Origin of the sequence: Okeania sp. SIO1H4 (assembly GCF_010672695.1) — a bacterium.
GTDB classification, from domain to species: Bacteria; Cyanobacteriota; Cyanobacteriia; order Cyanobacteriales; family Microcoleaceae; genus Okeania; species Okeania hirsuta.
On sequence record NZ_JAAHGB010000013.1, the window covers coordinates 105,638 to 123,298 of the forward strand.

Sequence of the window (17,661 nt, forward strand, 5' to 3'; positions counted from 1 at the left end):
AAAGCGGTCGATCTTCGGAGCTTCCCGGAGGGTGGGATGGCGAGGAGACCTCGCCATATCCATAAGACTAAGAGCAAAGTAAACTTCAGTATTTTGGTGCCTCATACTTTATACCAATTCACTCAAAAAATGTCACAAATAGTTGCTAACTGATGAAGTCAAATAATAAACTGAAATTACTGTAGAGTAGAGTTTTTAAGTTCCATTAATATCACTTCTGACTTCTGATTTTTAACTTCTGACTTTAGTGAAACGGTATTAGCGGTCGGTACTGATAACTGATAACTGATAACTGAAATGACCAATATTACGATCGCCTGGATGGCATTACCATTTTTTCTTGGGTTTGTGATTTATTTACTACCCAAACTAGACCGCTTTCTCGCACTGGGAGTAGCATTACTTTCGCTTAACTATGCCTTAGCGATATTTTCAACCCAATCACTTTTAAATATACAGTTACTAGATAATTTTGGTGTAACTTTAACCATCGACCAACTAAGTGCCTTTTTTATCGTCACTAATGCGATAGTTACAACCGCAGTTATTATTTACACTTGGAGTAGCGAAAAAACTGCTTTTTTCTATATGCAAGTAGTGATTCTGCATGGTAGTGTCAACTCTGCCTTTATATGTGCAGATTTTATTAGTTTGTATGTAGCATTAGAGGTAATTAGTATTGCTGCCTTTCTTCTCATTACCTATCCGCGTACAGATAGATCGATTTGGGTAGGATTGCGCTATCTGTTTATCAGTAATACGGCAATGCTGTTTTATCTGGTAGGAGCAGTACTGGTATATAAGGCACATAATTCCTTTAGTTTTGCTGGTTTGCGCGGTTCGCCTCCTGAAGCAGTTGCTCTAATATTTCTAGGATTATTAGTTAAGGGGGGTATCTTTGTCTCAGGATTTTGGTTGCCTTTAACCCACTCCGAATCACAGAGTCAAGTATCAGCAATGTTATCAGGAGTTGTGGTCAAATCTGGTGTGTTTCCCTTAGTGCGTTGTGCCCTACTGTTAGAGGAGATCGATCCAATAGTGAGAATTTTTGGTGTGACGACAGCTTTGTTAGGAGTAGGTTATGCCATTGTGGAAAAAGATACCAAGCGTACCCTAGCATTTAGTACCATTTCTCAATTGGGTTTTATCATGGCGGCACCAGAAGTAGGAGGATTTTATGCCTTGACTCACGGATTGGTGAAATCAGCACTTTTTCTCATCTCAGGTATTTTACCCAGTCGTAATTTTCAGGAGTTGCGAGACAAACCGCTCAATAACTCAATGTGGATAGCTTTAGCGATCGCCAGTTTTTCAATTTCTGGTTTTCCCCTATTGTCTGGTTTTGGAGCTAAGATATTGACCTCCAAAAATTTATTACCTTGGCAGGTTGTGGCAATGAATGTTGCTACAGTAGGAACGACAATTGTATTTGCCAAATTTATCTTTCTCCCCCATCAAAAGAGCGAAGAAAAAGGAAAAGCAACATCTGGGTTTTGGTGGGCGATGGTAATTTTACTCGGCGGATTGATTGTAGCAAATGCTGTTTATTACCAAGCTTATAGCTTAAATAATATACTGAAACCCCTAATAACTATTAGTATTGGCTGGTTGGCATATCTTTTGATTTTTAGGAAATTAATTCTGAAATTCCCTCGTGGAGTTGAGAAATTCGATCATTTGATTGGGGTAATGAGTCTAATGTTGATTATAATTTTCTGGATGGTACAGATATGACCAATATTACTATCCTCTGGATGGCATTACCCTTTTTTACTGGTTTCGTTATCTATCTATTACCCAAACTAGACCGCTTTCTCGCTCTAGGGATAGCATTGGTTTCGACTAACTATGCCTTGGCGATATTTGTAAATTCGTCTCCTTTGAAGATACAGTTACTAGATAGTTTCGGTGTAACTTTAATCATCGATCAACTGAGTGGCTTTTTTATCGTTACTAATGCTCTAGTAACACTCGCAGTTATTTTTTACTGTTGGAGTAGCGAAAGAACTGCTTTTTTCTATATGCAAATAGTGATTCTGCATGGTAGCGTTAATGCTACTTTTATCTGTGCAGACTTCATGAGCGTATATGTAGCACTAGAGGTAATCGGTATTGCTGCGTTCCTCCTGGTAGCTTATCCGCGTACGGATAGAGCGATTTGGGTAGGATTGCGCTATCTGTTTGTCAGTAATACGGCAATGCTGTTTTATCTGGTGGGAGCAGTAATCGTGTATAAGGCACATCATTCCTTTTATTTTGCTGGTTTGCGTGGTTCGCCTCCCGAAGCGATCGCCCTCATATTTTTGGGATTATTGTCCAAGGGTGGTATCTTTGTCTCAGGGTTATGGTTGCCTTTAACCCACTCCGAATCACAGAGTCCTGTATCAGCAATGTTGTCAGGAGTTGTGGTCAAAGCTGGAGTCTTTCCTCTAGTACGTTGTGCGCTAATGTTAGAGGAAATCGATCCGATCGTGAGATTTTTTGGTGTTAGTACAGCACTTTTAGGTGTGGGTTATGCTGTATTTGAAAAAGATACTAAACGGATGCTGGCATTTCATACCATTTCTCAGTTAGGTTTTGTACTTGCTGCGCCAGTAGTAGCTGGTTTCTATGCTTTGACCCATGGTTTAGTTAAATCTGCTCTGTTTTTAATTGCAGGGATTTTACCAAGCCGTAATTTTAAAGAATTGCATTATAAACCCATTGATAATCAGATTTGGGTGGCTTTAGTTATCGCTAGTTTTTCGATCTCTGGTTTCCCACTATTGTCTGGTTTTGGGGCAAAAGTGTTAACCTCTAAAAATCTATTACCCTGGCAGGTTGTTGGGATGAACATTGCCGCAGTGGGAACAGCCATTTCTTTTGCGAAATTCATTTTTCTTCCTCACCAGAAAAACGAGGAAAAAATCAAAGTAAAATTTGGTTTTTGGTGGGCAATGATAGTCTTACTCGGCGGATTAATTGTGGCAAATGCTGTTTATTATGAAGCTTACACCCTCAAGAATATAATCAAACCACTGGTAAGTATAGCTATTGGTTGGCTAGCATATCTATTGATTTTTAAGAAGTTGGCGATTAAATTCCCCCGTGTGGTCGAAGAATTCGACCATCTGATTGGATTTATGAGCTTCATGTTAATTTTACTTTTCTGGATAGTATGGACGCAATCGGGTTTTTCAATATAGTATTACGACTGACAATATGGTTTTTACTAACCGCCGACTTAAGTCCGGCAAATATTATTATTGGTGTCAGTATCGCCTTTTTATTACCTCGTAGTCGTAAATCATTAGGCGCTCTAAAAGATTGGTTAGACGTGTTATGGGAAATTGTGGTCGCAATTCCCCAGGCCTATATAGAAGCAATACAAATTATGCTTCGCCCCCATAATGATGAAGTATTGGTTTGCGAAAAAGTTAAACCAAAACGAACACCAGGATTGATATTTCTGGATATATTTTTGATTACTTTTACCCCTAAAAGCATTGTTTTGAAATACCATGAACAAGGGTGGTATGAAGTACACGTAGTGCGACGGATGAAAAACAAATGAACTATATTTTGATTGCTATGATTTTAGCTTTGCTCATACCCATTTATGAAGCTTGGCAGGATAATAATATTTGGCAGAAAATACTAGCCTTTGCTAGTATTGCCACCAAAACTTCGATTATGATGTTGGTGGTATCCGTTTTGCGAGATGATTGGTCAATTGGAGTAGTTGCAGTTATTATTCTGAGTGTGGGTAATGCGGGATTAATGCTACTGGCAAATTTAATCAAAAGGTTAAACGAAATATGATTGACATTTTAATTGACATTTTAAGCTATAGCTTGATAGTTATTGGAATTATTTTGTGGTTTTGGGGAACACTCCCCCTACTCGGACATAGATCGGTTTTATTTAAACTCCATAGTCTTTCGGTAGCTGATACCCTTGGATCGATGAGTATTGTTGTCGGTTTACTACTGAAAATTCCTTTTGAATGGCCGTTATTGCTCCTAGCACTGATTACTTTGGCAATTTGGAATACGGTTTTGGGGTATGTTTTAGCATATTGCTCTAGTAGTGGAGAAAAAAATGATTGATAGTTATATTTATGTGATCATTGCCCTGCTACCCTTAGCAGCTTTTATACTGTTATTTCAAGTTAATCCTTATGATGCTTTGATTATCCGAGCTATTTTAGGAGCAGTAGCAGCTTTGGTATATGCAGTTTTAGGAGCTGCGGATGTAGCTTTAACTGAAGCTTTAGTAGGTACAATGTTAGCTATTACTCTTTATGTTGTAGCAGTTCGTTCCTCTTTAGTCATGCGTCTGGGAATAGTTAAAGGGGTAGAGGTAGAAGCAGACAGTGATTTTACCAAATTAATATCTAAGATCAGACAAACCATTAATAAATATCATTTGCGTCTTGAATTAGTTGAATATCCTAACAAACAAGCTTTAGAATGGGCATTGATAGGTAAAGAGGTTCACGCTATCTGTAGTAAATCAGAAACATCAAAACCAGGCAGCGAACCCACTTATCAAACTAGCATTAGAGTGCATCGTCTTTTTGAGATTATGGAAACCGAACTAACTTCAGCAAAAACAATTGTGACATACATTACTGTACCAAACTTGGAGGGCAAACATTAATGAAATGGATTTATATTATAGCTGGAATAGCATTGTTAGTCAAAGTGCTAATTATGCCCAACCCACAAGCAGAATGGGAGGAAATTTCTATTGTGAGAGCGATCGTAGATGATAGTGGAGTACCAAATGCAGTTTCTGGCATCATTTTTAGAAATCGACTCTACGACACAATTTTTGAAGTGGTGGTATTTACGATCGCTATTTTGGGCGTGAATTTTCTCCTCGCAAATGAAAAACCCACCGAAAAAGTTTATCAATTTAGCGATCAACCTTCAATTGTGCTAGCGCGTTTGGGAGCTACTATTACGGCGTTGGTGAGTATTGAGCTAGCAATTAGGGGACATCTAAGTCCAGGTGGTGGGTTTGCGGCAGGGGTTGCTGGAGGAACTGCTATTGGTTTGATTGCCATTACTTCATCATCTGAGAAGATGGAGAAAATCTATAAAACATGGAATGCTGCTACTTGGGAAAAGGTTTCGGTTTTAATATTCATTGTATTGGCAGCTATAACTCTGATGGGATTGGAATTACCTAAAGGAGAGTTAGGTACTCTTGTTAGTGGGGGAATTTTGCCGATACTTAATATTTTAGTGGCAATAAAAGTGGCATTGGGTTCCTGGGCAGTTATTTTACTGTTTATTCGTTATCGAGGGTTGTTGTGAGAGTAGGGAGATGGGGAGATGGGGAGATGGGGAGATGGCGGGATTGGATATTGTTGTTGTAGTGGGAAAAATATATGACTGAAAGTCGCGAAAATTTAATTAATAATCATGAAGATTTAGAGGTGTATCAAATTGCTTTTAATACTGCTATGAAAATTTTTGAAATTTCTAAAACTTTTCCCCAAGAAGAAACATATTCTTTAACTGACCAAATTAGGCGTTCCTCCCGTTCTGTATGTGCTAATTTAGCAGAAGCATGGAGGAGAAGACGTTATAGAGGTTTATTTTTATCTATTGGGATGAGAGCTTGAAAACCACGTCGCTTTAGTGCGTGGACGTTTAGCTCACGCGCGACTTTAGTCGCCTGTAAAAATATCTAATTTCCCCTTGACATTTTCTCCGCTAATTAGGGTTTTTATGATAGCATAAAAATCAAAAGGTAGGTCGAGCAAAAATGATAATTTACGAGTTCAAAGTCAAAGCTAAACCAGAGCAATACAAAGCAATAGATGAAGCCATTAAAACATCTCAATTCATCCAAAATAAGTGTTTAAGATATTAGATGTATAACAAAGGTGTCAGCAAATATGACCTAAATAAATATTGCAAAGTATTAGCTCAAGAATTTAGTTTTGCCTCGGAACTAAATTCAATATTAGCAGGGAGTGTCAATAAGATTAAATGATGCTGAAGCGGAAGCAGCAGAAAGTCAAGTTTGGCTAAAATTTGCAGTTAAATGTCAATATTTGGATATAGAAACAGCAAGACAACTTTATAGTCAATATAACCAAATTTTGGGGATGATTGTGAAAATGACCAAAAACGTTGATAAATGGTTGTTGAAAAAAACTTAAGTTGATGTGTTATATAGAATCCAGTTATATATATAATATTATGTTTATTATGTTTATAACTCTATATATACTTCAACATTAAATCCCCCCACCTCCCCATCCCCCCATCTCCCCATCTCCCCATCTTATTCCACAGCATATTCTGTAAACTTTCTCATAAAAGGCGTATGAAATCCTAGAACAATATCTTTTTTTGCGACTCCATTTGTCACTAATTCTTCTGCAATATCCAACTCAGTTCCATTCCACTGAATCCAAATTTTTTCGCCTTTAATATCAATATGAATCGGACAACTATGAATCAAATGTTCTTTTTCCCAACCAAGATAAACAATCTGCTAATAGTCTCGTACAGTATCAAAAATTGGCTGTACTTCGATTTCTCCATAAGCAGGTTTATTTTGACTATACTCTAACAAAAATTCCTGGACTAAATGACGATATTTTTCTAGTTTTTCCATTCTATAATTACCTCTTTATCTGGGTTATAAATAATTAATTTTACTTGATTTTCATTAAGTATTAACTGAGGAAATTAAAGTTTAAAAAAGTTGTTATAAGTAATCAGAGGTACGGCTAAATAAAGTGTTCGGTCAAGTTCCTTCTGTTTTAGTGCTGCCCGATAATTAATAAACTGTCGCAAGGCAATATGAAATTCATAAATAGCTGATGATTTTGGTAAGAAACTTTTAATTTCAACTGCTATCTTTTAATTATCTTTTTCTGCTCCAATAAGTTGTTCTGCACCAAGGTCAATAGACATATCTACATGACCGAAACTAATAGATAATGGGTCATGAGTGATTGACCATCCATCTTTATATTAGAGCATTTTTAACTTCCTGATGGAAAAAATCCCTGGCTGACATTGGTTTTTCTTTTTATAATAACCCTTAATAGTCGATCCAGTCAGTCCATTAGTCGGTAGTAGGGTGCGTTATATCATGTTCGGTTGAATACTTATAATATCTGTGGACCAAAGGCAGAAGGCAACCCACCCCTAACCCCTCCCAGGAGGGGAAGGCAGAAGGGAAAGAGCAAGGTTAGAAGGCAGAAGGTTTATTATAACTGATTATCCGAACATGATATTAGACAGCCTAAATTCAGATGATGAAAGGGATTGAGCAATCCGTCGTAGGGCACCATTTTAGGGGATAAGCCCACTACTGGACTACAAACTACTACTCAACGGTGCGTTACGGCACAATGGAATGCTTGACAGTTCAATGGCAGTTTGTGATGAGCGCCTAACGCACCCTACTAGACTCGGGCAACTCGCTGGGAGCGAAGACTATCACGTCATCGTTATCGCTACCGCCATCTTCCATGTAGGTAATTTCGACAAAATCCCAGTTCACTTCCATAGGATGCTGCACACCTTTGTCGCGATACTCGCGCACCTTCGGGAGATGTTCGTTTGGCTAAGATTTAAGAGTTGAAAATTGCCACCATATCTCACAAGTTAACAAGTATAGTTTCATAAAAAAACTAATGGGTGTTTGCCAGGTAACAATTTTCAATAAGTGAAATAAATTGAAACACTTTTACTCCTGTTACACTGGTGCATATGATCGCATACGTTCAAATCTCTTTGGTCTGTGTCACTAAGCGTTTGCCATTTGGCTGTTCAGGTTTCTCTCCAGCACTCTGTAAGGCTACCGCTCTTGATTTTTCCGCTTTGTGCCCCTCCCAACGCTTCAGAATTCCTAAATCAATGTCAAAGAGTTCAAGGACTCGGCCGACACTATGGTTGATAATCTCATCAATTGTCTCAGGTCGGTTGTAAAATGCTGGCATTGGCGGTGCGATGATTGCACCAAGCTGGGCTGCCTCATACATAAGTTTGCAGTGACCTAGATGAAGTGGTGCTTCTCGCGGCATTAAAACTAATCTCCTACGGTCTTTGAGTACCACGTCAGCAGCTCGAGTCAAAAGATTATCCGACATAGAGTGCGTGATTGCCGAGAGTGTTCGCATTGAGCATGGAGCAACAATCATACCTTCAGTTTTAAATGACCCGCTTGAAATTGTCGCAGCTTGATTCTTGTCACTGTGTACTTCGTCAGCTAGGCTCTCAACATATTTGGGTGAGAGGTCAGTTTCGATTTCAATGTTTATGCGTGCAAAGCGAGTCATAACAAGATGAAGCTCGAACTCCCTCGTTTCGCGCAGCAGCTCAAGGATCCGGATACCATAGATGACACCACTAGCACCAGAAATACCAACTATTAGCCTTTTCATAAGTTTTGTCTCCACAAACTATCTATGCTTGATCTCATATAACCAGGGATTATTCTTCTGGGCTGCTGATCCACTCTAGAAAGGTCACAGGCACCCCGTCAGGGTCCCGAAGCTGGAAGAGCCGCGCACCCCAAGAGGTAGACTGTGGGTCGGGGGTATCAATGGCGAGTTGACGCTGAGTAGCCTCAATGTCATCGACCTCGATCACGATATGGAAGCGATCGCCTGGTTGGCCTAGAGATAGTGGTGATCGTTCCCGTTGATTATCAAGAATTTCGAGCCGCATACCACCCAAGTCAAAACGTATTCCACGGCCATTTGGACGGTCCCACTGTTCCACAACTGGGAAACCAAGCTGATCGCCATAGAAGGCCACAACAGTATCGAACTGCTCAGTAGCGATCGCAACATAACTCATTGTCCAGCCATAGAGGCAGCAACAGCCTCTACTCCTAAATTTGTTCGGACAAGAGGTCCTACCTCTTCAATCAAAAGGCGAAGGCTACGCTCCCATGGGTCAATCTCATTGGTAGCATTGTAAGAGATGATCACGAGATATCCGAAACCACCTGTTTTTTCCTGAAGCCTTTTGATTCGCTCTGCTACAGTGTCTGGCGAGCCCACTAGCCAAAGATTGTCGGCAAGATAATTAACATCAATTGCCGTATCTGGCATATCTGGATCGGTTTTAAGGATTGGTCCGAGGCCAAGGCCAAGGTAAATTGGCAGCAAAAATTCGCGCCAGCACCGACCCATTGCACCATTGATAGCGAGTTCACGGGCTTCTGCATCACTCGGTGCCACATACACATCGCGGATAATGCGCCAATCACTGCGGTCGGGTTGCCGATTGACGTGCTTTGCCCCCTCCATAACCGCGTCCCAATGTTGAGCAGTTATCGATGCATCGGGATCGACACTCAGACTGACTGGTAAATATCCTTTCTCACCAGCCAGCTTGTGATTGGCAGAACCGGCAGTGAGGCCAGCAATGGCAATTGGCGGATGCGGGGTTTGATAGGGGGCGAGGTGATACCCAAGTTCTGGCAACGTACTTTCGGCCTTGCCCATCGACCAGAACTCCCCTGTGAAATCGCTAGGACCTTCAGTCCAGAGTTTGGTCATCATTTCCAGAGATTCAAAGGTCATGCGACGATTTTGCCCACCGCCAGACGGAACATTGAAAAGTGCCCGATCTGAAGGAAGAGCGCTAATGCCTACACCAAGCTGGTAGCGACCTGCAGCCATATGGTCAAGGTAGGAAACTCGGTGAGCAAGTTCAACTGGGTTGTGATAAGGCAGCAGATGGCCAAGAGGCCTTAGACGAATATTCTGTGTGCACAATAGCCCTTGCGCAATTAGCAGATCTGGCGAAGGGCATGGCTCCCATTGAGCAGTAAAATGCTCTCCAATCCATGCTTCGTCAAAACCGATAGCGTCCAGCCGTTCAAGTTCAGCTAGGTCTGCATTTTGTCCTTCCCGGATTGTAACTTCCGGTGGGTGGGACGGCATCAAGAGACTACCAAATTTCATCTCAATTTACCTCACTAAAGATATGGAAGACAAGCATTAGAAATAACGGACATAAAATGGGGAGTGTACATGGTCTTACTCTTGAAGTAATACTCATATCAATAATGTTCTTTCAGGAAGAAAACTAAGGAATAAAGTTATGTTAAAATTTTTACTTCTAAGTACAGGAATCCTGATGGGAGCATCTGCTTCTGACTGAGAATTCAAATAACTCTTAAACTTAAATGTTAAGGTCTATCTCTATAGTCATATCTTTGTGTAGATACACCATCAAGCTATTTTTATCTTAAAAAATACATTTGAATCTATATACACTACTCTAGACCTAAGAAATTCCACTGTTTTTTCAGCAATTCTTAAGATTTTAGGTAGGTCTTTTGCTCTTTCTATTTCTTGGCTAGTAGTGGTTCGATAATCTCCTATTCTTTATCTGTTAAGCTGCTTGAATATGGCATTTTTTCATCCTAAGCAAGCGTTGGCGGAGCCTAGCGGCAGCTATATCGCTCATTAGTATAGTCTTTTGCTAAAAGATAACAAATGGGTTCTATAGGTAATTCAGTCATCTAAAGATGACTTAAGCTATTACCCAAGGATTTCAATCCTGGACTTGAAACAGAAAGACGATCGGCCTCAATCACCCACCAGAATATAATTACCAATAATCTTTTTTAGTTCCAATGGAGCTTCCAGAGCGATGTTGCATCCGCAACGCTCCGCGAACGCTGCCCCCATATCTGGACGAACCACCCACAACCAAACCAACTTTTCCAAATAGTTTGGCGGTTCCTCATTCGGACACCACTCAATAGAGCCATCATTAACACCAATGATATTAGGACAAAAATCATTAGCTATAGCAACGCGATCGTCAAGTTGATGGAACTGCACCACATCTTCCCAAGCAACCTCATTAGGAATGGAATTTAAAATTGCTTCTACATCTAAAGTCAGCATGAAATTGTACCTCCGAAAGCTCTAACTACTCTGACACCAAAATCTTGTTGTTCTTCAAAAGATTGTTTGCCGATCCATTCTCTCACCTTCATCCTTTCTGAACCAGTTAGCTCTGGTTGAATCGAATTATAGAAATTGGTTATTTCTTGGTGAATAGATCCAGAACCATGTTCTAAGCAAACTAAATTCCCCGTATTATGAATTGCTTCCGCACCAAAAGTCTGTAAATTTTAAATAGTTTGTCCGACAAGATGATGCCAAGCTAGTTGATTGCCCGCCGTACCAATAACTCTTTTGAACTGACTAAACCTCCTAAAACCTTTTCCCGATCTTCTTTGGGGAATTACTGTCCTTGCTGCCAGTTACCTTGCCAGAAATCTTGCTATTTCTTGTCTAGTTTCATCTGTCACTTGTTTAAGTATAATTATATTAATATATTTGATACTTTCATTATGGAAAAACATCCCTCTTTTTGTCAAACTTTGGAAAAGGATAAACTATAAAAGCGATCGCCCCTCCCAAACCAATTTATTCAATAACAGGACTTACACACGGACACTAATCAAGTCAGGGTTGATGACTTTCAGCCCTACATTTACGGTGGCATTGCGGAGCAATATTGACCCATATTTTTGCATTGAAAATAGTAGAAAAAAGACAAATATTGCCCCGCAAATCCCAATTTAATTAATGCTCAAAAATATCTTTATACTGCAATAAATCTAATCCCACAAACACGGGTAAAAATTCAAAACACTGTTGTGCTAATTCCCATCTTTCCTCTCGTTTCAACATTTTAATTAACTTCTCTTTGACACTCAATAAATACCGCACATCATTAGCAGCATAACTCAATTGTTCCTCCGTTAAATTTTCTGCATTTCCCCAATCAGAACTTTGAGCAGATTTATCTAACTCTACTTTTTCTAATTCCATTACTAAGTCTTTTAAACCATGTTTACCTGTATAAGTTCGTGCCAACTTACTGGCAATTTTGGTACAGAAAATTGGGGAAACTTTAATGTCTAAATGATGCTGCAACATTGCTACATCAAACCTAGCAAAATGAAATATTTTAACTATTCCAGTTGCCTCCATTAATTGTTTTAAATTCGGTGCTTCTTGTTGCCCTTTTTCAATCCGAATTGCTGTAACTTTGCCTTGAGCATCGCATAACTGGACTAAACATAAGCGATCGCGCCAGGGCAACAATCCCATAGTTTCTGTATCCACTGCAATACTATCTGCTTGCAAATAATCAGATAATATGGCCTCCGTTAAATCGCGATCGCATACTTGAAAATCACTCATTACTCACTTGATAATTACTAATATTTTTTAGACTGAACAATTATATCAAATTTGCTTGCTTTTGCGTCAGTCCAGTAGGGTGTGTTAGCAAAGCGTAACGTACCAGACACACTTAAATGTTGCTACAAAAAAATCAGGTTCAGTAGGGTGTGTTAGCAAAGCGTAACGTACCAGACACACTTAAATGTTGCTACAAAAAAATCAGTCAAACCTTGCTATAACAAAAGTTATACCAAAAAATCTAATGCACACTTTTAGCTGTGTCAGTCTACTACGACTGGACTGTGGGATGGTGCGTTACCGAATAATTAATAATTAATAATTAAATAATTCGCGCCTTGAAACCTCCCCTTTTAAGGGGAAAAAAGCGGTCGATCTTCGTAGCTTCCCGAAGGGTGGGATGGCGATCTTCGGAGCGGGTCTGCAAGAACGGGTCTCCTCGCCATATCCAATTGACTAAGAGAAGAAATAATATTTCCTTATATTCAATTCCGTAACGGTTTTAACCAGAGGTAATTATCAATTATCCATTATCAATTAATGAATAACGCACCCTACTGGACTAATTTATCGGCACAGAAGAATATAGTAAATTAGCTTAAAAACCATCTTTCATTACTAAAATTTTCTCTGCCACATTTTGAGCAACAGGCATTACGGATAACCTATTTCCTTTCTTAGTAACTAACAATTCATCTGGGCTAAATTCTTGCTTCAAAATAGCCAAAGATATTAATTGAGGAAACTCTTCTACAAATTCCACAAAAACAGTTTGCCACCGAGGCGAATTAGGAGTAGATTTTGGGTCAAAATATTGGCTTTTTGGGTCAAATTGAGTAGGGTCAGCAATGCCACTTTCTAATATTTTTACTAATCCAATAATGCCAGGAGGTACAGTATTAGAATGATAGAAAAATGCTAAATCTCCCGGATTAATTTGTCGCAAAAAATTCCGAGCTTGATAATTTCTCACTCCATCCCAAATACAAGTTTTTTCATGTTTCATATCTGAGATGCTGTAAGTTTTTGGTTCAGATTTCATTAGCCAATATTTCATTATGTGTTTAAAAATGATATATTATTATTTGAATACTTAAATATAAACACTACTATGAAAAATATAGTAGATCAAGCTAAGTCTAATAACAACAATCAACTAGCGATCGCTATTTTTGGCTATAATATCATGTTCCCCCTCCGCTATAATATCATGTTCCCCCTCCGGGGGAGCTACGCTAATGGTTGAATACTTATAAATAACTATTGTAAGCAGTCAGGAGTGAGGTAGGGGAGCGGTCGGATTGGCGACGTACAGGAGTCAGGAGGTAAGAAAGGAGAAAAAGAGAAAATATTGGTATTGGGGGTATTGATAATTTCAGTATTTATTTGGTACTGTCGGTACTGTCAGTCCTTAAATTTTATTTATAACTGACCCGTCCGCAATTCGTAGCTCACCCGGAGGGATAACATGATATAATATAGAGAAAATAAATGAATATAAAAACTACTCAAACAAATTCTTTTTCGTTAAAGATAAATATTCTCAAGCTGAAAAATGGTTAGATAGAGTTAATTCTTAAAAGAGCGATCGCTAACCTGATCTAAAATATAAAATATACCTTTTCCGATAAAACATGAGCAAAACCCAAACTCAACTACTCACAGAAACTTGGATAACAGCAACTTGGGAACAATACATCCAAACTCTTGAAGACCCAAGTTATGAAAAAGCCAAAGTTTACTACCACAAAGGAAAACTCAGAATAGAAATGTCACCATTAGGAAATGACCACGCTAGTGACCACACAGTTATCATTACTGCAGTTGGTCTCTTTGCTGCTACCAAAAACATTGATCTAAATGGTAAAGATAATTGTACCTACCGCAAAACAGGATATCAAGCAACTCAACCCGATGTTTCCTATTACATTGGGGAAAATGCTGATGTTATTCCTTGGGGAAGTTCTATTATTGACCTAGATATTTATCCCTCACCAACTCTAGTTATTGAAGTTGCCAATACTTCCCTCCCTGATGATAAAGGGGAAAAGCGTTTGCTGTACGAAGCACTGAATATTGCTGAATATTGGATAGTTGATGTCCAGAATGTAGAAATTATTGCCTTTGCTGTTGCTGACGGTGGTAGTAGAAAAATCGATCGGTCTCAAGTTTTGCCTGGTTTAGACATTTCTTTATTAGAGGAAGCACTTCAGCGCACTCGTCAAACAAATCAAACTCAAGTTTATGCTTGGTTATTAAATCAGTTTCAAAATAGGGAGTAGGGAAATGAATCATGGATAATGAAAACTATCTCTAATTAGGGTTTGCGCTCAAAAGTCTTTTAGTAGGGGTAGGAGACAACCCACCCCTCGCCCCTCCCCCTCCCAGGAGGGGAGACATGGGAATGAGCGAGGAGGTAGGAGTAACAATTGTCAATTTGGGATTTTTCTGCCCAACTATGAGCTTAAAATACGCTCCATGCATGAGCATAAACAGCTGAAAAATTTGCACTGCAATTCGACCCCAAAAAGGCACTTGTCTTTATATGTCAATGCTTTTAGATTTATTCAGCAGAGCAATAATTATCAATTATCCATTATCCGTTGGTAATGAGAGACTTTAAATCTCTAGGGATTAATTATTAATAATTAATAATTAATTATCATACAATATCTTTCCTCTTCTGAAACCAAATAGTAAAGCCTAAATAAATCAGCGAATGTAAACATAAAGCTCCCCAACTTATCCCTAAATTTTCCCAGTTAAGGTTGTAAACATCTGAACCAGAAAATGGTAATGGAACGGTACTTCCATTTGGTAATTTAGTTGCTTCTGGCACCATATTATTAACATTTACAAGTGCCCCATAAGCAGCTACAGACCAACGACTTAACATTAGCCAAGAAAATTTACTAGCTATACCTGTCATTTCAAATAAAACACCAGAAAAAATAATTTGAGGTAGCAATATTAAGGGTAAAGCACTATTAGCTTGAGAACCATTTTTCACAATAGATGAAATCATTAATCCCAGACTAATACAGCTTATTAATGTTAAAAAAGTGGTAATACTAACTCCTATAGGCCATGAAATTAATTCTGGCTGGGGATTTTCAAATCCCAGTATTACTACTACTACTATTAATAGAGTTTGCAGAGTTGCTAATAATCCTAGAACTATTAATTTTGAGCTGAGATAAGCAAATAATCCTAAGTTAACTAATCTTTCCCGAATATAAATAGCTGATTCTTTGACTATTTCTTGCAGAGAACTAGACAGACTAACCCATAAACAAGCACAGGTAAATACAAATAATACTCGCAAAGCTAAAGGAGCTAAGGTAGGTTCTGGGTCGCCAATTAATGGATTTTTATCTCTAACTGCAAATAAAATTAAACTAATACCAATAGGGGCAGTAAATAAAGCTAAACCTAAGTTAATGGGGTCGCGAATAGTTAATTGAAAATATCGTTGAATTAAAATAAAAAGTTGTTTCCAAAAAGAAGTAGGTTGTTGTTTAGGGGGTAAATTAGTAGGGGATTTTAAATTATCGATACTGAGATGATTGGCAATATAACGTCGATAATATTCTGATTGACGAAAATTATTTACCCACTCATTAATATTTTCATCACTGGTTTCTAGTTCGTTATAAATATCAGCAAAATCACCAGTATTGACAGAGAAAAAAGTCATAGCTTCTCTCGAGGATCCAAAATAACATAAACGCCCTCCTCTACCTAAAAAAACTACTCGGTCGCAAATTCTAATATTAGCTGTGGCATGGGTGACTAAGATAATTGTTCGTCCTTGATTTGCCAATTTTCTTAATAGTTGCATCATTTTTTTATCTAAACCTGGGTCTAGTCCTGATGTCGGTTCATCTAAGAAAAATAATTTGGGGTCTGCTAATAATTCCACACCAATACTTACCCTTTTTCTCTGTCCTCCACTTAACTGACTAACTAATACATTTTTCCTCTCTTTCATCTCTATTTGTTCTAGAGTTTTTTCGACTACTTCCTTAATATTAATATCCGGCGGTAATCGCAATTTTGCCGCATAATTTAAAACCTCCAATACTGTTAATTCTCGATGAATAATATCATCTTGAGGAACATAACCAATTTGAGTCCGATAGATATTGAAATTATTCCTTAAATCTTCACCATTAATATAAACTTTGCCTTTAGTTGTAGGGTCTATTCCTAATAATGTTCGCATCAAAGTTGATTTACCAGTGCCACTACCTCCCACCAAGGCCACAAACTGTCCTGGTTCGATCGCAAAGGAGATATCATTTAGCAAAACTCGTGTTTTTCCTCGTTGGTCTCTGACTATTCTAAATAGGCGATCGGCATCAATACGAATTTGATTTCCAGGGTCAAAAACTTCTAGGCGATCGCCACGCCTAATTAGAGTAAAAGGTCCTATTTTGACGACCGCTCCTTCAGTCAAAACAATAGAGTTTTTAACTCGCACCCCATTGACAAAAACGCCATTGGTACTATAGTCGTGTAAAACGTAATTACCCTGACCATTAGGTTCAATGGTGGCATGACTACGAGAAACAATGGGAGCATCCAATTCCAGAGTTGCATCAGGATCGCGACCAAGTAAAACTGATCGATCTTTTAAAGATATTGAGCGCGTTTTTGGTAAAGATGCTATAGTTATGGGATTATTAGGATCGAAATATTTCAGCAAGATTTGGTTTTGGGGGTCGAGACCAATTTTGATTTCCATGCCATTCTCTAGAAGATGACCTTCAGATGGAGTGATGCGAGTACGGTCTAGAAATAATCCATTGGTACTTGCTCGATGACCGTCACCATCATAAATATAGTAGCGATCGTCAATTTTCCTGATAGTGGCGTGGTAACTAGATATAACTAACCAACCAGAAGGTACTACAAGATCGGCGTGGAGGCGATCGCGCCCTAATATATGATTGTCTTGTGTCAGTTGGAAAGTGATAATTTGGCCTTGATTACTTAATTCTATATAAGGATTATTACTTAAAAGGGTAGTTTGCCCTGTTTTTTTATTCATACTTAATATTAGATTTTAGATTCTCTTGCACAAATTGACAAAAACTATTTATATTTAATCAGAAGTGGGTAATAAGTTCTAGTTGAATCTACAATTTATTCTGTTAAGTTGAGCATAAAATAGACGATTGTTTCGGGCAAAATTTATTGCTAAATTAACTATATTATTTATCTAAAAAAAAATCTAATCAAACAAAGTCAAAGTATCAATATTTGATTATTTTTTGATATGGCAGTGGAAAGAAAGGACGCGGACAGATAAAAAGGTTAAAACTCAGAAAACGCCAGATTTTTCCTTCTGTTGTAGATAACTACAATCTTCTTACTTATTACTTCTTCCTTCTGCTATGTAAACTGCTAAAATGCCAGACAGAGTTAACTATAGTATAATCTCTAGATATTACTGCAATAAA

The 17,661-nt window shown here is 38.4% G+C and carries 18 protein-coding genes and 3 pseudogenes; 11 read left to right on the plus strand and 10 right to left on the minus strand.

Going from position 1 to position 17,661, the window contains the following annotated elements; all coding sequences use genetic code 11:
• Positions 1-297: 297 nt before the first annotated feature.
• The 9 genes from F6K06_RS12810 to F6K06_RS12850 all read left to right on the plus strand — a co-directional run bounded on the left by F6K06_RS12810 (position 298) and on the right by F6K06_RS12850 (position 6,157).
• Positions 298-1,734 (plus strand): cation:proton antiporter, encoded by a 1,437-nt coding sequence (locus tag F6K06_RS12810; RefSeq protein ID WP_287241706.1) that lies wholly within the window; start codon positions 298-300, stop codon positions 1,732-1,734.
• Positions 1,731-3,185, plus strand: coding sequence for a cation:proton antiporter (locus F6K06_RS12815; RefSeq protein ID WP_124143291.1), 1,455 nt, complete (start codon positions 1,731-1,733; stop codon positions 3,183-3,185). Before F6K06_RS12810 ends, F6K06_RS12815 begins: the two co-directional genes overlap by 4 nt.
• Positions 3,158-3,553: a Na+/H+ antiporter subunit E gene (locus F6K06_RS12820; protein ID WP_124143290.1), complete on the plus strand. Its 396-nt coding sequence runs from the start codon at positions 3,158-3,160 to the stop codon at positions 3,551-3,553. Before F6K06_RS12815 ends, F6K06_RS12820 begins: the two co-directional genes overlap by 28 nt.
• Positions 3,550-3,801: a hypothetical protein gene (locus F6K06_RS12825; protein ID WP_124143289.1), complete on the plus strand. Its 252-nt coding sequence runs from the start codon at positions 3,550-3,552 to the stop codon at positions 3,799-3,801. The genes F6K06_RS12820 and F6K06_RS12825 overlap by 4 nt, the downstream gene beginning before the upstream one ends.
• A complete protein-coding gene (locus F6K06_RS12830) occupies positions 3,798-4,088 on the plus strand; it encodes a monovalent cation/H(+) antiporter subunit G (protein WP_124143288.1) in 291 nt (96 codons plus the stop codon). Before F6K06_RS12825 ends, F6K06_RS12830 begins: the two co-directional genes overlap by 4 nt.
• Positions 4,081-4,641, plus strand: a complete 561-nt coding sequence (locus F6K06_RS12835; RefSeq protein ID WP_124143287.1) for a DUF4040 domain-containing protein — start codon at positions 4,081-4,083, stop codon at positions 4,639-4,641. The genes F6K06_RS12830 and F6K06_RS12835 overlap by 8 nt, the downstream gene beginning before the upstream one ends.
• Entirely contained in the window at positions 4,641-5,303 is a 663-nt protein-coding gene (locus F6K06_RS12840; protein ID WP_124143286.1) for a Na(+)/H(+) antiporter subunit B, read from the plus strand. The genes F6K06_RS12835 and F6K06_RS12840 overlap by 1 nt, the downstream gene beginning before the upstream one ends.
• Positions 5,304-5,377: 74 nt before the next feature.
• Positions 5,378-5,614: a four helix bundle protein gene (locus F6K06_RS12845; RefSeq protein WP_124143285.1), complete on the plus strand. Its 237-nt coding sequence runs from the start codon at positions 5,378-5,380 to the stop codon at positions 5,612-5,614.
• 354 nt (positions 5,615-5,968) lie between these two features.
• On the plus strand, positions 5,969-6,157 hold the full coding sequence (locus F6K06_RS12850) for a four helix bundle protein (protein WP_124143284.1): 189 nt from the start codon (positions 5,969-5,971) through the stop codon (positions 6,155-6,157).
• Between the two features lie 125 nt (positions 6,158-6,282).
• Here the strand turns inward: F6K06_RS12850 and F6K06_RS12855 are convergent.
• The 9 genes and pseudogenes from F6K06_RS12855 to F6K06_RS12890 form a co-directional block, all read right to left on the minus strand.
• Positions 6,283-6,618, minus strand: a pseudogene (locus tag F6K06_RS12855) (XisI protein).
• Positions 6,606-7,026, minus strand: a pseudogene (locus F6K06_RS12860) (XisH family protein). The pseudogenes F6K06_RS12855 and F6K06_RS12860 overlap by 13 nt, the downstream one beginning before the upstream one ends.
• Before the next feature lie 378 nt (positions 7,027-7,404).
• Positions 7,405-7,563 (minus strand): annotated as a pseudogene (locus F6K06_RS33940) (phenolic acid decarboxylase); the annotation flags it as partial.
• Positions 7,564-7,738: 175 nt separating this feature from the next.
• Positions 7,739-8,398, minus strand: coding sequence for a UbiX family flavin prenyltransferase (locus F6K06_RS12865; RefSeq protein WP_287241714.1), 660 nt, complete (start codon positions 8,396-8,398; stop codon positions 7,739-7,741).
• A gap of 49 nt (positions 8,399-8,447) precedes the next feature.
• Entirely contained in the window at positions 8,448-8,816 is a 369-nt protein-coding gene (locus F6K06_RS12870) for a VOC family protein (protein ID WP_287241717.1), read from the minus strand.
• Positions 8,813-9,931, minus strand: coding sequence for an LLM class flavin-dependent oxidoreductase (locus tag F6K06_RS12875; protein WP_287241720.1), 1,119 nt, complete (start codon positions 9,929-9,931; stop codon positions 8,813-8,815). The genes F6K06_RS12870 and F6K06_RS12875 overlap by 4 nt, the downstream gene beginning before the upstream one ends.
• Before the next feature lie 630 nt (positions 9,932-10,561).
• The gene (locus F6K06_RS12880) at positions 10,562-10,885 is read right to left on the minus strand and encodes a hypothetical protein (RefSeq protein ID WP_124143281.1); all 324 of its coding nucleotides are present in this window, start codon (positions 10,883-10,885) and stop codon (positions 10,562-10,564) included.
• 687 nt (positions 10,886-11,572) lie between these two features.
• Positions 11,573-12,196 (minus strand): ribonuclease H-like domain-containing protein, encoded by a 624-nt coding sequence (locus F6K06_RS12885; RefSeq protein ID WP_287241722.1) that lies wholly within the window; start codon positions 12,194-12,196, stop codon positions 11,573-11,575.
• Positions 12,197-12,794: 598 nt separating this feature from the next.
• Positions 12,795-13,253: an EVE domain-containing protein gene (locus F6K06_RS12890; RefSeq protein WP_124143279.1), complete on the minus strand. Its 459-nt coding sequence runs from the start codon at positions 13,251-13,253 to the stop codon at positions 12,795-12,797.
• Between the two features lie 54 nt (positions 13,254-13,307).
• On the opposite strand from F6K06_RS12890, the gene F6K06_RS12895 reads away from it, so the two are divergent.
• Entirely contained in the window at positions 13,308-13,442 is a 135-nt protein-coding gene (locus tag F6K06_RS12895; protein WP_275670277.1) for a hypothetical protein, read from the plus strand.
• 388 nt (positions 13,443-13,830) lie between these two features.
• Entirely contained in the window at positions 13,831-14,478 is a 648-nt protein-coding gene (locus F6K06_RS12900) for a Uma2 family endonuclease (RefSeq protein ID WP_124143278.1), read from the plus strand.
• Between the two features lie 380 nt (positions 14,479-14,858).
• Here F6K06_RS12900 and F6K06_RS12905 read toward each other — a convergent pair whose 3' ends face one another.
• The gene (locus F6K06_RS12905) at positions 14,859-17,249 is read right to left on the minus strand and encodes an ATP-binding cassette domain-containing protein (RefSeq protein WP_124143277.1); all 2,391 of its coding nucleotides are present in this window, start codon (positions 17,247-17,249) and stop codon (positions 14,859-14,861) included.
• Between the last annotated feature and the right edge of the window lie 412 nt (positions 17,250-17,661).

Excerpts from the sequence above, each read along its gene's own strand:
- F6K06_RS12810 (WP_287241706.1), top strand. The coding sequence starts at position 298 with ATGACCAATATTACGATCGCCTGGATGGCATTACCATTTTTTCTTGGG.
- F6K06_RS12890 (WP_124143279.1), bottom strand. The coding sequence starts at position 13,253 with ATGAAATATTGGCTAATGAAATCTGAACCAAAAACTTACAGCATCTCA.
- F6K06_RS12905 (WP_124143277.1), bottom strand. The coding sequence starts at position 17,249 with ATGAATAAAAAAACAGGGCAAACTACCCTTTTAAGTAATAATCCTTAT.
- F6K06_RS12830 (WP_124143288.1), top strand. The coding sequence starts at position 3,798 with ATGATTGACATTTTAATTGACATTTTAAGCTATAGCTTGATAGTTATT.
- F6K06_RS12895 (WP_275670277.1), top strand. The coding sequence starts at position 13,308 with ATGAAAAATATAGTAGATCAAGCTAAGTCTAATAACAACAATCAACTA.
- F6K06_RS12885 (WP_287241722.1), bottom strand. The coding sequence starts at position 12,196 with ATGAGTGATTTTCAAGTATGCGATCGCGATTTAACGGAGGCCATATTA.
- F6K06_RS12880 (WP_124143281.1), bottom strand. The coding sequence starts at position 10,885 with ATGCTGACTTTAGATGTAGAAGCAATTTTAAATTCCATTCCTAATGAG.
- F6K06_RS12825 (WP_124143289.1), top strand. The coding sequence starts at position 3,550 with ATGAACTATATTTTGATTGCTATGATTTTAGCTTTGCTCATACCCATT.
- F6K06_RS12845 (WP_124143285.1), top strand. The coding sequence starts at position 5,378 with ATGACTGAAAGTCGCGAAAATTTAATTAATAATCATGAAGATTTAGAG.
- F6K06_RS12875 (WP_287241720.1), bottom strand. The coding sequence starts at position 9,931 with ATGAAATTTGGTAGTCTCTTGATGCCGTCCCACCCACCGGAAGTTACA.
- F6K06_RS12835 (WP_124143287.1), top strand. The coding sequence starts at position 4,081 with ATGATTGATAGTTATATTTATGTGATCATTGCCCTGCTACCCTTAGCA.
- F6K06_RS12815 (WP_124143291.1), top strand. The coding sequence starts at position 1,731 with ATGACCAATATTACTATCCTCTGGATGGCATTACCCTTTTTTACTGGT.
- F6K06_RS12870 (WP_287241717.1), bottom strand. The coding sequence starts at position 8,816 with ATGAGTTATGTTGCGATCGCTACTGAGCAGTTCGATACTGTTGTGGCC.
- F6K06_RS12900 (WP_124143278.1), top strand. The coding sequence starts at position 13,831 with ATGAGCAAAACCCAAACTCAACTACTCACAGAAACTTGGATAACAGCA.
- F6K06_RS12865 (WP_287241714.1), bottom strand. The coding sequence starts at position 8,398 with ATGAAAAGGCTAATAGTTGGTATTTCTGGTGCTAGTGGTGTCATCTAT.
- F6K06_RS12840 (WP_124143286.1), top strand. The coding sequence starts at position 4,641 with ATGAAATGGATTTATATTATAGCTGGAATAGCATTGTTAGTCAAAGTG.
- F6K06_RS12820 (WP_124143290.1), top strand. The coding sequence starts at position 3,158 with ATGGACGCAATCGGGTTTTTCAATATAGTATTACGACTGACAATATGG.